At 58.6% G+C, this 12,860-nt stretch carries 12 protein-coding genes; 7 read left to right on the top strand and 5 right to left on the bottom strand.

The features are described 5' to 3' along the window. Window positions 1–173 precede the first annotated feature (173 nt). From flhA to N4A58_RS17105, 3 genes are read left to right on the top strand one after another with little or no spacing between them, the layout of a single operon-like run. Window positions 174–2,291 carry a flagellar biosynthesis protein FlhA gene (flhA, locus tag N4A58_RS17115; protein WP_293711797.1) on the top strand — a complete coding sequence of 706 codons (2,118 nt, stop codon included), beginning with the start codon at window positions 174–176 and terminating at the stop codon, window positions 2,289–2,291. A 17-nt stretch (window positions 2,292–2,308) separates the two neighbouring features. Continuing rightward, window positions 2,309–3,358: a hypothetical protein gene (locus N4A58_RS17110; protein ID WP_293711795.1), complete on the top strand. Its 1,050-nt coding sequence runs from the start codon at window positions 2,309–2,311 to the stop codon at window positions 3,356–3,358. Continuing rightward, a complete protein-coding gene (locus N4A58_RS17105) occupies window positions 3,355–4,065 on the top strand; it encodes a sigma-70 family RNA polymerase sigma factor (RefSeq protein ID WP_072708297.1) in 711 nt (236 codons plus the stop codon). Before N4A58_RS17110 ends, N4A58_RS17105 begins: the two co-directional genes overlap by 4 nt. 31 nt (window positions 4,066–4,096) lie before the next feature. On the opposite strand, the gene N4A58_RS17100 is transcribed toward N4A58_RS17105, so the two are convergent. Beyond that, window positions 4,097–4,735 (bottom strand): response regulator transcription factor, encoded by a 639-nt coding sequence (locus N4A58_RS17100; RefSeq protein ID WP_072708295.1) that lies wholly within the window; start codon window positions 4,733–4,735, stop codon window positions 4,097–4,099. Window positions 4,736–4,929: 194 nt separating this feature from the next. Between N4A58_RS17100 and zapE the strand changes: the two genes are divergently transcribed. Both zapE and N4A58_RS17090 read left to right on the top strand, forming a co-directional pair. Further along, the gene (gene zapE, locus N4A58_RS17095; protein WP_293711789.1) at window positions 4,930–5,997 is read left to right on the top strand and encodes a cell division protein ZapE; all 1,068 of its coding nucleotides are present in this window, start codon (window positions 4,930–4,932) and stop codon (window positions 5,995–5,997) included. A gap of 401 nt (window positions 5,998–6,398) precedes the next feature. Continuing rightward, window positions 6,399–7,007 carry a hypothetical protein gene (locus tag N4A58_RS17090; RefSeq protein ID WP_293711786.1) on the top strand — a complete coding sequence of 203 codons (609 nt, stop codon included), beginning with the start codon at window positions 6,399–6,401 and terminating at the stop codon, window positions 7,005–7,007. Window positions 7,008–7,055: 48 nt separating this feature from the next. On the opposite strand, the gene N4A58_RS17085 is transcribed toward N4A58_RS17090, so the two are convergent. The 4 genes from N4A58_RS17085 to N4A58_RS17070 all read right to left on the bottom strand — a co-directional run bounded on the left by N4A58_RS17085 (window position 7,056) and on the right by N4A58_RS17070 (window position 11,124). Continuing rightward, window positions 7,056–8,330: a folylpolyglutamate synthase/dihydrofolate synthase family protein gene (locus N4A58_RS17085; RefSeq protein WP_293711783.1), complete on the bottom strand. Its 1,275-nt coding sequence runs from the start codon at window positions 8,328–8,330 to the stop codon at window positions 7,056–7,058. Continuing rightward, window positions 8,327–9,259, bottom strand: a complete 933-nt coding sequence (accD, locus tag N4A58_RS17080) for an acetyl-CoA carboxylase, carboxyltransferase subunit beta (RefSeq protein WP_072708287.1) — start codon at window positions 9,257–9,259, stop codon at window positions 8,327–8,329. Before accD ends, N4A58_RS17085 begins: the two co-directional genes overlap by 4 nt. 66 nt (window positions 9,260–9,325) lie before the next feature. After that, on the bottom strand, window positions 9,326–10,228 hold the full coding sequence (locus tag N4A58_RS17075; RefSeq protein ID WP_293711778.1) for a CPBP family intramembrane glutamic endopeptidase: 903 nt from the start codon (window positions 10,226–10,228) through the stop codon (window positions 9,326–9,328). Continuing rightward, window positions 10,225–11,124, bottom strand: a complete 900-nt coding sequence (locus tag N4A58_RS17070) for a type II CAAX endopeptidase family protein (RefSeq protein ID WP_293711775.1) — start codon at window positions 11,122–11,124, stop codon at window positions 10,225–10,227. Before N4A58_RS17070 ends, N4A58_RS17075 begins: the two co-directional genes overlap by 4 nt. Window positions 11,125–11,386: 262 nt before the next feature. Here N4A58_RS17070 and N4A58_RS17065 point away from each other — a divergent pair, with 262 nt between their 5' ends. Beyond that, window positions 11,387–11,947 (top strand): hypothetical protein, encoded by a 561-nt coding sequence (locus tag N4A58_RS17065; protein WP_293711772.1) that lies wholly within the window; start codon window positions 11,387–11,389, stop codon window positions 11,945–11,947. A 138-nt stretch (window positions 11,948–12,085) separates the two neighbouring features. Continuing rightward, the gene (locus N4A58_RS17060) at window positions 12,086–12,859 is read left to right on the top strand and encodes a DUF6478 family protein (RefSeq protein WP_293711769.1); all 774 of its coding nucleotides are present in this window, start codon (window positions 12,086–12,088) and stop codon (window positions 12,857–12,859) included. Window position 12,860 lies beyond the last annotated feature (1 nt).

Below are 12,860 nucleotides of genomic sequence, written 5' to 3'. Positions count from 1 at the left end.
CTGTTGCGGGCCGGTGGATGCCGGAAAGTCTGCAAGCCCTGTGCCATCCTGCCCCGCAGATCGGCTATTCCCTAAAACCAATGGGATAGGACCGTCTGGCACGGCTTTTGCAGATTATCCGACGAACGGCGCAAAGCGTCGAAAAACCGTCAACTGCGAAAGAGACCGCCAGCATGGCTGACATTTCAAATCCTTCGGCGACAGAGAAGATGGGCGGCATGTTCCTGCCCCTAGGCATCCTGGCGATGATCGCCATGATGGTCCTGCCGCTGCCGGTGTTCCTGCTCGACGTTTTCTTTGTCTTTAATATCCTGCTGTCGCTGCTGGTTCTGATGGTGGCGATCAACACCTACAAGCCGCTGGACTTCAGCAGCTTCCCCAGCCTTCTGCTGATGGCGACGACCCTGCGACTGGCGCTGAACGTGGCCTCGACCCGTATCGTTCTGACCGACGGTCACACGGGTGCAGGCGCTGCGGGCAAGGTGATCGAGGCCTTTGGGGCGTTCGTCATCGGGGGCAACTTCGCGGTTGGTATCGTCGTCTTTATCATCCTGATGATCATCAACCTTGTGGTGATTACCAAAGGTGCGGGCCGCGTGTCCGAAGTCTCTGCCCGCTTCACTCTGGACGCGATGCCCGGCAAGCAGATGGCGATCGACGCCGACCTGAACGCTGGCATCATGAGCCCCGAAGATGCGCGCGCGCGTCGCAAGGAAGTCGCCGAAGAGGCCGATTTCTACGGTGCCATGGATGGTGCGTCGAAGTTCGTCAAAGGCGACGCGGTTGCGGGTATCATGATCCTCGCGGCCAACATCTTGGGCGGTATCATCATCGGTACCACTCAATATGGTTTGTCGGCTGGAACTGCGGCAGAGACTTATGTTCTGCTGTCGATCGGTGACGGTCTGGTCGCTCAGATCCCGTCGCTGCTTCTCTCGATCGCGACTGCGATCATCGTGACTCGCGTCTCGGGCGAGGCTGACATGGCCGAGCACATTACCGAACAGGTCAACATCAGCCGCGCATGGCTACCCGTTGCAGGTGTAATGGCCCTGCTGGGGATGGTTCCTGGCATGCCCAATATCCTGTTCCTCTTGGGGGCGTCTGGTGCGGGTGCGGCCTATTGGTATTCTCGCCAAAACGAGATCAAACCCAAACAGGACGAGGCATCCGGCGGTGCCAATCTGCCCGCTCTTCCGGGCGCTGAAGGCGAGGCGCAAAACAGCGGTACCATCACCGCAGAAGAGGTCACCGACTACGCACCCATCTCGATCCAGATCGGCTTTGGTCTGGTCGGAATGATCGATACCGCGTCGGGCGGAGAGCTGTTGTCGCGCATTACCGGCATTCGCCGCGAGGTGTCGAAATCCATGGGCTTCGTGGTGCCTGGCGTGCGCATTCGCGACGACCTGAACCTGCCTTCGAACACCTATCGCATCCGCATTGGTCAGGCGATTGTGGCCGAGGATACCGTCTATCCGGACCGCATTCTGGCCCTACAGGGCGGTATGTCGACCAAGAAACTGAAGGGCGTAGATGTCAAAGATCCGTCATTCGGTATGGATGCGACGTGGATCATGCCCCACCAGCGCGCCGAGGCCGAAGCCGACGATCACGTGGTGGTCGAGCCCGACTCTGTCATTGCGACCCATCTGAGCCAGATGCTGTACCAGCACGCGGCCAACCTGATTGGCCCCGACGACGTCCAAGGTCTGCTGGATCGTCTGGCAGAGGTCAGCCCCACACTGGTCGAGTCGGTCGTGCCCAAGCCCGTGCCCCTGCACACCGTCACTTCTGTCATGCGTCATCTGCTGTCCGAACGCATTCCTGTCAGCGATTTGCGCAGAATCTTGGAAGGATTGGCCGATGTGGCAAGCCGTTTGCAAGACCCCCAAGACATGGCCGAGGCTCTGCGCCCCGCACTGACGCCGCTCTTGCTGCAACAGATCGCGCCGCTGAACCAAAACCTGCCTTTGATCACGCTGTCGCCCGACTTCGAAGAGCTGCTGACTCGCAGCTACCAGAAAGGGGCGGGGCTGATCGTGGATCAGGGCCTGACCCAGAAGATGCTGCAGGCGCTGAACCAAGCAAACGAAGAGATGCTCTCTCAGGGGCGCCAGCCCGTGGTGATTGTCTCTAACGCGCTGCGGAGACCTTTTGCGGGCTTCCTGCGTGGACATGGCAGCGACGCCATCGTGCTGGCGGTGAACGAGCTGCCGGACAACCGCAAGATCGAAATCGTGGCCACCGTGGGCGGAAATCGCCAAATCGGTCAGGCCCCCCAGAACTGAAGTGACGAGACCCTCTGATGCCGACCACAGTCGTACGAGCAGAAGATAGCGCACAGGCGATGGACGAGATCGTCGCCCGTCTGGGGCCCGATGCCCTGATCCTGTCCACGGTCAAGCGGAACGGGATGGTCGAGATTACCGCGACCACCGATCCCGTCCCGCCGAAAGAGGCCGTCGCTATCGCAACCCAGCCCGCGCCCGAAGCGCCCGCCGCGGTTCCGAATACGGCGCAGATTGTGCCAATGCCTCAGGTCGAGCAGCCCAAAACGGTTGCGTCTACGGCCCCTAGTTCGGACGGACCCAAGGCGGGGTTCTCCAAGCTGTTCAAGTCGCAGATGAACCCCGTGCCCGGTGAAACAGCCAAGAACGTGGCGACACCTGCCCCGAACGCCGATACAGATGGCGTGGCTGCTCTGATGCGCCGCACCCAGATCGCACCTGCGGCTACTGTCCTGCGGGCACGCCGTTTGGTGCTGGTGGGCCGCGTTGGCGCGGGTAAGTCCCTGCTGTCTCTGCAAATTGCCGCAGCTCAGGCACAAGCAGGCCGCGACGTCCAAGTCAGTTTCGTCGGCGCCTCGCATGCGGATGGTGCGTACCTGATGTCGAAGTCGCGGCTTTTGGGCTGTCCGATGGACTTCGCCAATGCCGATATGCTCAAGAAATCACCGACTGATTGCGATTTGCACATCGTGGTCGTGTCGGGCCGTAGCGCTCTGTCAGAGGACGTCATCGACGCCATGGCGACGCAAGAAGACACAGTCACAGTTCTCACGCTGCCTTTGGGGATGCGGCGCAAGGCTGTCCTGACCAGTGCGAGCCAATGGCGCGCGCTGGACCCTGTGGTCGCCTTGACCACCAACCCCGGAGAAGAGTTGGACCCTGATGACATTACGGGTCTGGTCGATGCCGGTCTGCCGCTGACATGGATCAGCGCAATGAAATCCGTGGTGGGCGCGCTGACAGCCGCTGACCGCGACCAGATATCCGCAGCCCTGAGCCAAACCCTGCCTGCGGGCATCCAAAGCCTATACGCACAAAAGCCCTCAAGTTCCGGAGGTGTGGAATGATTGCGCCAAAATCCTATGCCGAGCAGGCGCCGAGCCCCGAAAAACTGGTCAAAGATCACATGCATCTGGTCAAGCGATTGGCCTGGCATTTCTTGGGACGAGTCGGAAGGTTCGTAGAACTCGAAGACCTAATGCAGGCCGGATATCTCGGCCTCGTTGACGCCTCGCAGCGCTACAGCGTGCGCGAAGGGGTCTCTTTTTCTGCCTATGCTGCGATCCGTGTTCGGGGATCAATCGTCGATCTGCTGCGGCGAAATTCGAACCTGTGCCGCAAGACAATTGCGATGCAGCAAGAGGTCAAGAAAGCCATTCAGGCCCTCGAAGGCGAATTCGGGCGGACGCCCGAGGCCGAAGAGGTCGCGGCCAAACTGGAAATTCCCATTGAGGAATACGAGGAATGGCAAGCAAGGTTTCAAGCAAACCGCGTGCAGTCGCTGGACGAGGTATACTCGGATCAGTCTATGCTGTTCGAGGACCGCAACCAGAACTCCGAAGACCTGACGCATCAGTCGCAGCTCAAACAGCTGCTACGCAATGCACTGGAAAAGCTGCCAGAGCGCGAGGCGCTGCTCTTGCACCTGTACTATGTCGAGGAACTGAACGTCTACGAGGTCGCGGCGATCCTTGGTGTGACCACAGGCCGTGTGTCACAAATCAAAAAAGCCGCAATCATGCGGCTCCGTGGGTTGATCGGCGAAGTGAACTAGCGGGGCGCGCTTCTACAGCGCCCCACTTGGATTACAGCAGGCCGGAGTTCCGCGCGATGAACACCGCATGGGTGCGGTTGTTTGCAGACAGCTTGGTGCATATCGAACGAACGTGCATCTTGATCGTCGCTTCGGACAGGTCGAGCTCGTATGCGATCTCTTTGTTCTGTTTGCCTTCGCCAAGGAAATTCAGAACGGTCATTTCACGGTCGCTGAGCGGGCTGTCAGGGTTCGCAGCCTGGGCCGGTTCCTCGTGCATGAGGCTGAGCGGGGTATAGACCTCGCCCGACGCGATAAAGCGGATGGCATTTGCCAAGCTGCGCGCCTGCATCGTTTTGGGGATCAGGCCTGCGCCGCCCATTTCCAGAGTCTCATCCAGCAACTTCCGCGTCGGCGTGCCGGTGATGATACCAACTGGTTTGCCAGCGGTGCTGTCCAGCATCTTTTTCAGACCCTCGAGACCATTCATGCCAGGCATGTTGTAATCCAGAAGAACCACGTCGACCGTGCCTTCTTCTTTTAGCTTATCAAGGGCTTCGTCCAGATTTGTTGCAGAAACGACTGCCAAATCGGGCTGTGAGGCCAGGAATAGGCTGAGAACCTCGAGGACCATCGAGTGGTCGTCTGCAATCAGGACTTTAGTCTTCTCGGATGCTTGCTCAGCAATCATTCTACCCGCTCGTACGTTTGTAGTATTGTTCTAAATGATAACCGACGCACAACAAAACACTATCAAAGTCTACTGGGGAACGCTGAGGAAGGCAAAAGTAAAATAGCAAAAAGTATAATCTGTTTTTTTGAATGTGTTCTAGGTGAAGTCTTTTGACCTATTGGCCTAGTTCGTCTGCCAAGTTAATCAGGCCTATGACACAGACGATCCAACAGATTTATGCGGCCCGAGTCGCTGCCGGTGATATCCAGAGCGACCCTGCCCAAGAGGCTGTACTGCCCGAATTCGAGCGCATTCGCGCCGAGTTGTCGACGCCGGTAAAACGCGGGCTCTTTCGCAAGGCGCCACCGCCTCCAAAGGGTCTGTACCTATGGGGTGGGGTGGGCCGCGGTAAATCCATGGTGATGGATCTGTTCGTCTCTGAGTTGAACGTGCCAGCGCGCCGCGTCCACTTTCATGCCTTTATGCAGGAAATCCACGAGGCGATGCACAAAGCCCGTGCCGAGGGTGTTGAGGATGCTCTGAAACCCGCAGCACAAAAGATCATCGATGATGTGAAGCTGCTCGCTTTTGACGAAATGCAGATCACCGATATCACTGATGCGATGATTGTGGGGCGATTGTTCCAGATGCTCTTTGACGCTGGTGTTGTCGTAGTCACAACCTCGAACCGCGTGCCGGATGATCTGTATAAGAATGGCCTCAATCGTCAACTTTTCCTGCCCTTTATTGCCTTGATCAAAGAACAGTTGGTGGTGTGGGAGATGGAAAGCCCTCGAGATTACCGTCAGGATCGTCTGGCCGGCAGTCCTGTCTATTTCTCGCCCGCGAACGAAGCCGCCCGCCAAGAGATCAATGCGATCTGGAGAGACCTGACAGGTGGGCGAGAGGACTCTCTGGTTCTGACCGTCAAAGGCCGTAAGCTGGAAATCCCGCGCCATCATAACTGTGTCGGGCGCGCTGGCTTCCACGAGCTTTGCGGAGCGGCGCTGGGGCCTGCAGATTATTTGGCGATTGCCCATGCGCTACGTGTGCTGGTGATCGAGAATATCCCCACTTTGGGTCGCTCGAATTTCAACGAGGCCAAACGGTTCGTAACTCTGATCGATGCCCTGTACGAAGCGAAGGTTCGCCTGATTGCGAGCGCAGCTGATAAACCCGAGATGTTGTATGTCGAAGGGGACGGTGCGTTTGAATTTACCCGTACCGCCAGCCGCCTGCGTGAGATGCAATCCGAAGGCTGGGGTGACGATCGGGAGTGATCCCGTCCGCCAAGGGTTGGCGACGCCGATCGGCGAATCGCGGTTGCAGCGCAGACTGCCTGAGCGCGACTCGCGAATACCCATATGAGATATCTTCTACGGTCGAGGTGATAGTTAAACCTACACGATGATCTGGCGCGACTCGCCGTCTGCGAGATGGGCAGTTGACTGCGCTTCGGATATGAAAGTCGGCGCAGATCCGCTCTGATTGGCAAAAACGCGAGACAATTCCTGCCGATACAGCGCTGAACCACCACGGACGTTCCGCTCGGGACATTCCTACGGATGTATGTAGCATCCCAAAGGATATAACTCGATACCGAAGGATGTCTGTCGAGTACGCCTCAAGTGGAGTAGGGTTTTCATGAGTTTGACACACCCTTCTATGGTGGCGCGATACGATGTTCGAAAACGATAACACCCCCTCTGGTGGGCGCCGTAGCGTTCGCACATGTGGCTACCTTCCTCGCAAGGAGCCCCGTGGCCTGACATTCGTGTGCAGCGCGGATGGTGGCATTCATTTCGAGCGGTACGGCCGCGCGATGCATCTGGTGGCGAATGAGCCTGTGCGGACATGGGCGCATGACGCGAAGAGCGCTGCTGGCTCTGCATCGTTGCCTGTCTTGCTGGTCACGGATTCGACAGAAGCACTTGGGGCGATGACCCAGCTTCTGTCCGAAGAAGGGCTCGAGGTTGCCGGATCAGACGATCCAACGTTGGCCGTGTCTATCATGCGCAACAGCGGCATGACCTTTCACACCGTAATTCTTTGCCTGGAGGACAGCGCCTCTGACGAAGAGCACGCCGAAGCACTGCTGAGCATTATCGAACAGGGCAACAGCCCCGTTGTTATGATGGTTCGCCCTGGAAGCGGTGCCTGCAGCGTCGCACGCAAGCGCGTTCCGACCGCAAATGTGGTCGTTATGCCTGCGTCTGAAGCAGACGTCGTTGCGACCGTGATGCGCGCACAGGGCCGTGCGCAGCGCCGCGTGTCGAACCGCAAAGCTTAATAACCCGACCGCTCACATCGGAATGAAAGCGGCTGGACCCCGACGGGTTCAGCCGTTTTTCTGTAGAATCTGACCCGCCAGATACAGCGATCCACAGATCAGAACGCGGATGTTCTGGTTGCCTTCGGTTAGCTGGCGCAGGGCCGTGTCGACATCAGGCGCAGTCGACGCAGTCATGCCGACCTTTGCTGCTGCCTCTGCTGTGGTTTCAGCAGGCAGAGTGTTCGGTTCACCCGGGATCGAAACGGCAGTCAGGCTGCTGGCATACTGTGCGATGGGGCGCAGGTAGCCTGTGATGTCCTTGGTGTTCAGCATCCCGCAGATCAGGTGCGTCTCGCGTTCGGGCATCTGCGACAGGGTCGCCGCAATCGCGTCACCGGCGGCGGGGTTGTGCCCGCCGTCCAGCCAGAGTTCTGCGTCACCGGCGATGTCGAACAGGGGCCCCTCGCGCAGGCGCTGCATGCGGGCAGGCCAGAACGCTTGGGTCACAGCTGCTTCACAGGCCGCTTCATCAGCGCCGAGGTGGCGCAGGGCAGCCAGTGCGGCGCCTGCGTTCATGATCTGGTGTGGGCCGGGCAGGTTGGGCAGCGGCAGGTCCAGCAGGCCTTGTTCGTCTTGGTAAACGAGACGGCCATTTTCAGTGCCCACATGCCAGTGCTGACCATAGGCCAGAACCGGAGCGCCAAGACGTTCGGCGCGGGCTTCGATCACCTCGAGACCTTCATCCTTTTGCGGGCCGACGATCACGGGGACGCCACGCTTGATGATGCCGGCTTTCTCGCCTGCGATCTCGGACAGCGTTTCGCCTAGGAACTGCTGGTGGTCGATGTCCACGGGCGTGATGATGGTCAGCGCGGGTGTGTCGATCACATTGGTCGCGTCCAGACGGCCGCCAAGCCCAACTTCCAGCAGAGTGTAATCCGCCGGTGTCCGAGCGAAGGCCAGTAGGGCTGCGCAGGTCGTGATCTCGAAATAGGTAATATTCTCGCCGCCATTCTTTTCGTAGCACTCGTCGAGTAAGGCGGTCAGAGCGGGTTCGCTGATCAACTCGCCCGCCAGACGAATGCGCTCGTGGAAACGGGCCAAATGGGGCGAGGTGTAGGCATGGACCTTCTTGCCCATCGCCTCGAGGCCCACGCGGATCATGGCTTGGGTGCTGCCCTTGCCATTGGTGCCCGCCAAGTGGATCACGGGGGGCATCGCGTTCTGCGGGTTATCCAGAGCTTCGAGCAAACGCCAGACACGGTCTAGCGTCAGGTCGATGACTTTGGGGTGCAGCGCCATCATCCGGTCAAGGATGACGTCCGATGTCACCTCAGTCATTTCTGCTCTTCTGCAGGTGCGTCGAGGGCAGGTGCCTCGGCGGCTTCGTCAGGGGCAGGCAGGTCACCGGCCACGGCTGGGGGTTGGCCCATGAGCATACGGGTGATAGTGATCAGCTCGTCCCGCAGCTTGGTGCGCGGTGTCACGCGGTCCAGCATGCCATGGTCCAGCAGGTATTCGGCGCGCTGGAACCCCTCGGGCAGCTTTTCACGGATGGTCTGCTCGATCACGCGGGGACCGGCAAAGCAGATCAGGGCGTTGGGTTCGGCAATCTGGATATCGCCAAGCATCGCGTAGGACGCGGTCACGCCACCGGTGGTCGGGTGGGTCAGGACGACGATGTAGGGAAGGTTCGCTTCTTTGAGCATCTGCACGGCAACGGTGGTGCGGGGCATCTGCATCAGGGACAGGATACCCTCTTGCATGCGGGCGCCACCAGCGGCCGAGAACAGAACAAAGGGACGGCCCATTTCAACTGCACGCTCGGCACCAGCGATGATCGCGTTGCCCACGTACATGCCCATGGAGCCACCCATAAAGGTGAAGTCCTGCGCCGCCGCCACAATGGGGGTCCGGCCGATTTCGCCTTCGGCGACCAGCATGGCTTCTTTCTCGCCGGTCTTTTTCTGGGCCGCTTTCATGCGGTCGGGGTATTTCTTCTGGTCGCGGAACTGCAAGGGGTCTGCGATCGGCTCTGGCACGGCTACCTCGGTAAAGACGCCGCCGTCGAACAGGTGCTCGAAACGCTCGCGCGGGGTGATCGCCATGTGATGACCACAGTTGGTGCAGACGTTCTGGTTATCCCTGAGTTCACGGTGGAACAGCATGGTTCCGCACGACTCACACTTGGTCCACAGGTTCTCGGGAACTTCACGGCGCGAGAAGAACGAGTTGATTGTCGGACGGACGTAGTTGGTGATCCAGTTCATTGCATACCCCTGAGGCCTACTGCGGCGCGTTGGCGCACAAATAAGCGTCATGGCGCAGGATTGCAATCAGCGGCGAATAGCCAGACGCACCGCGAGCCACAGAACCAGAGGCAAGGCGAGGTCGCTCAAGAAAATCAGGTCAATCAGGGGCACAGCTTCGGGCGCGGCGGCCCCATCCCATTCGGGAAACAGCAGGAGCGCCAGTCCTGAGTCGGGCGTGAATTCCTCGGCCCAGAACAGAAAAACGTAGGCATTATTGGAAAAGTGAAAGCCAATGGCCGCCGCCAAACTGCCCGTGCGGGCGGTCAGGTCACTGCAGGCCAGCCCGAATGCGAAGGTCCACGCGACGTATTGCAGGCTCAGAATGGGATCGCCGCTCAGGTCCAGATGGGCGATCGCGAACAGCACGTTCGGTGCTACCATCCAGATCACGGGACTTTGAAAGCGTGCCGCGAATTGCTGCTGAAGATACCCGCGGTATAGCATTTCCTCTGCCCCTGTTTGGACAAGGATCGCAACAAGCGATAGTGGCAGCAGAATCATTCGACCGAGTTGCAACTCTCCACCGTCGTAACTGTAAAACGGCGGCAGAAACTCGAGCGCAGCAAAGACTGCGAAGCAGGCCAAAGCAGACCAGAACAGTGTATGCCCAAAGCCATTACGATCGCCAAAGATCGTCCAGCCGCTGCGATTATGCTGGATCCAGACAATGGCCAAGACAGCCAGTCCGAGGAAGCCAAAGGAGAAGAGCTGAAGTAAAAGTCCGAGAGCGGTGTCCCCGAATTCATAACTAGGCTCTAGATCTGACGGCCCGACGGTCTCTCCGATCAGAATAAGCAGCAGTGAAAATGCGCGTTGCGAGACGTAATACGCGGCCTCGATCAGGGCAAAGCCGATGATCAGTCGTCCAAGGTCCGCGCTCTCTTTGGCTGGGGCGACATAGCGGTCGTGGGGGGCATAGGACTTCATCGGCGCAGTGCCACGCGTGCCGCAAGCCAAGTGACGAGCAGCATAAGCAGATCTACGGGTAAAGCCGCGCGCACTGGCGCGACATCGTCCATCGCAGAGGGCAGGGTAAACAAGGCCAGACCTGAAAGATCCCCTTTAAACGAGATAAAGAGGATGGCGAGGGCATTGTTGACGAAATGCACTGCAATAGCAGGGCCCAACGTGCCCGATCTCGCTGTGAGATCCGCCATCGCAAGGCCAAAGAGGCCAGCCCAAATTGCCAAGGGGACCGCATTTGCGCCTGCTTCGGCGGGCGCGTAGTGCCCAAGTGCAAAGAGGGCAGAAGGAACGCCGATCCAAATGCGCGGATCGTTGGTCAGAGCAGACAAATGTTGCTGCAAATAGCCACGAAAAAGCAGTTCTTCGGTGATGATTTGCACAGCCAAAGCAAAGAGGGACAGAGGCAGGAGGACCAGCCAGTATCCAAATGGCAGGTTTGTTTGCAGTGGTGGCGTGTCGCCGGGACTAGGCAGTATTGCGATGAAAAATGTCAAACCAGCGACGGGCAAGAGCACTGTCTTGAACTGGGCCCAAGCCAGATCGAGCGGGCCAAAGAGCCCAAGAAAGGATCGCTTGTGCACCTGCTGGACAGACAAGGCGAGGCCTAGGCCAAGGGCGCCAAAACTGATCAGAAGCAGGATCAGCCCGATTGGGCTCGACCCGTTCTCGGCGTCGCTGATCACGGCCGGGGCCTGCGCACCGGCGAGTGTTTGGACCAAGGCCCAATAGGTCGACATGATCCCGTAGCCAGCAACCAGCAGGACCACCATGCCCAGTCCTAACCGCCAAGGCTCTGGTCGAGCGTGGGCCGGTGCGGCAAGTGAGTCGTGGGGGGCGTAGGGCGAGGGACGTTTCATATCTTTATCTGTAGCAGGGACACCCGCGCCGACAATCCGGACAAATCGGATTGTTCGCAAATGTGGTAATCTCAAACTCGGAATCGCGGGCTTTGTGCACAGTTACCGAAAAATGGAATTTGGTTGCCGCTGGGTTCCGTTAAATCCATAGCGAAATGCTCCAATTTGCCTTTTTTACTTGGGGTGATGCCGATATGTAGGCTTGGTGATTCGCGTGATTTGTTGTTTGGTTGAACGCGACGGAGGAAGGGTTTTTCCCAGAATGAGACGTACCGTTCGAGCATTGCTGATTTTGGTCGGGGTGATTGTCGCTGCGAGCTGTGATCGCCTGCCTTTGCTTGAGGCAAGTCCCCGCACCGTCGCATTGGCTGGCGGTGACGTCGGGATTGCCGCGCCCGCGGGCTACTGCATCGATACGGGGAACACGTCGGATTTCGGAGCCAAGGGCGGTTTCGCTCTGGTCTCCAGCTGCCGATCCTTGCTTGGGGTTGCAGCGTCACCGGCGATTATCACAATTTCCATTGGCCCAAAGGTTGGCGCGTCCCAAGTGTCGCCGGCTGCGTTTGCCGATGCCTTGGGTAACCCCGTGGTCTTAGCAAGCGAGGAGGCAGGTGCCGTGTCCCTGCTGCACATCGCGTCGGGTGGGCAGGATACTTTGCCTGGTGGAGATGATCGTTACTGGCGCGCAATCCGCGTTGTGTCGGGGCGCTTGGTCTCGATGGCGCTCTACGCGCCTGCCGGAGCGGACGAGGCGCAGGCTCGCGGAAATGCCATTCTGAAATCTTTGGCCAATGGGCTGTATGATCCAGGACCGACGGTCTGATCCTGCAGGCGCACGACGCTTGGGCGATTGTTGACAAAACAGAATAAAAAACTGGGTGCGTTGGCTATTCTTCCCTAGGTTTCTTTGTCAGTTTTCTTGATAAGGTTCGGAAAAGACCCAAGAAAGGGACAGCACAGTATGGGTAAGACCAGACAACTGGTGAACGCGGTTGTGTTTCGGCGTATTTTGACACGCTGGGCTGCGCTGGCACAGCGCGCCGATGTGGTGGACCTGAGCCGCCTTCGGGTGCAGAACAATCGGGCGAAGTTGCTACGTCACCATCTGGACCGGATCATCGCTGTTGCTGACAGCCGTCTTGCCCTGCCTGCCATTGGGTCTGAAATCTTTCGCCAGCCGCGCGATTCCGACTGGGGATGGAGGCCGCCCTTGTGGCGTGAGCCCATCCCGCACAAGGGCGTTGCATCGGTTCCCAGCAACACAGAGTTTGGGCCGGGATCGACTATTTTCCACGATTGCTCTGCCTCAGAACTGACCCTGCGCCAGATCAGGAATACCCGAGAGTCAGACCTTGCACCCTATGCCGTACGCATGGATGTCTTTCGGTTCGATGGCAGCTTCTTGTCGATTGCGGTTGATCTGCCAAAAGACGCGCTGAATGGTTTGCGTCGCAAGCACCTGATCCGCATGGATACGCAGATTGAAGCTGAGAAAACGCTGGAGATTTTTGCGCGTCTGAATATCAAGCACGGCCCGAACACAGAGCAGATCGTGCGCGAGGTGCCCCTGCAGCAAGGGGGCGAAATGATGGTCGAGTTTGACCTTGGCTATAGCGATATCGCGGAGAACCGGCTCGAAAGTGCTTGGGTCGATCTGATTTTCGAAGGGGCCCAGATGAACCAAGTTACGATCCGCGATCTGACCTTCTGCCGTTTGCCTCGCGCCGACCTGTAAT

It is taken from the genome of Donghicola sp. (genome assembly GCF_025210255.1).
GTDB classification, from domain to species: Bacteria; Pseudomonadota; Alphaproteobacteria; order Rhodobacterales; family Rhodobacteraceae; genus Donghicola; species Donghicola eburneus.
The sequence above is the reverse complement of the archived record's forward strand: the minus strand, read 5'-3'. Positions and strand labels throughout refer to the sequence as shown.

Excerpts from the sequence above, each read along its gene's own strand:
- N4A58_RS17060 (WP_293711769.1), top strand. The coding sequence starts at position 12,086 with ATGGGTAAGACCAGACAACTGGTGAACGCGGTTGTGTTTCGGCGTATT.
- N4A58_RS17075 (WP_293711778.1), bottom strand. The coding sequence starts at position 10,228 with ATGAAGTCCTATGCCCCCCACGACCGCTATGTCGCCCCAGCCAAAGAG.
- accD (WP_072708287.1), bottom strand. The coding sequence starts at position 9,259 with ATGAACTGGATCACCAACTACGTCCGTCCGACAATCAACTCGTTCTTC.
- zapE (WP_293711789.1), top strand. The coding sequence starts at position 4,930 with ATGACACAGACGATCCAACAGATTTATGCGGCCCGAGTCGCTGCCGGT.
- N4A58_RS17085 (WP_293711783.1), bottom strand. The coding sequence starts at position 8,330 with ATGACTGAGGTGACATCGGACGTCATCCTTGACCGGATGATGGCGCTG.
- N4A58_RS17110 (WP_293711795.1), top strand. The coding sequence starts at position 2,309 with ATGCCGACCACAGTCGTACGAGCAGAAGATAGCGCACAGGCGATGGAC.
- N4A58_RS17090 (WP_293711786.1), top strand. The coding sequence starts at position 6,399 with ATGTTCGAAAACGATAACACCCCCTCTGGTGGGCGCCGTAGCGTTCGC.
- N4A58_RS17070 (WP_293711775.1), bottom strand. The coding sequence starts at position 11,124 with ATGAAACGTCCCTCGCCCTACGCCCCCCACGACTCACTTGCCGCACCG.
- flhA (WP_293711797.1), top strand. The coding sequence starts at position 174 with ATGGCTGACATTTCAAATCCTTCGGCGACAGAGAAGATGGGCGGCATG.
- N4A58_RS17065 (WP_293711772.1), top strand. The coding sequence starts at position 11,387 with ATGAGACGTACCGTTCGAGCATTGCTGATTTTGGTCGGGGTGATTGTC.
- N4A58_RS17100 (WP_072708295.1), bottom strand. The coding sequence starts at position 4,735 with ATGATTGCTGAGCAAGCATCCGAGAAGACTAAAGTCCTGATTGCAGAC.
- N4A58_RS17105 (WP_072708297.1), top strand. The coding sequence starts at position 3,355 with ATGATTGCGCCAAAATCCTATGCCGAGCAGGCGCCGAGCCCCGAAAAA.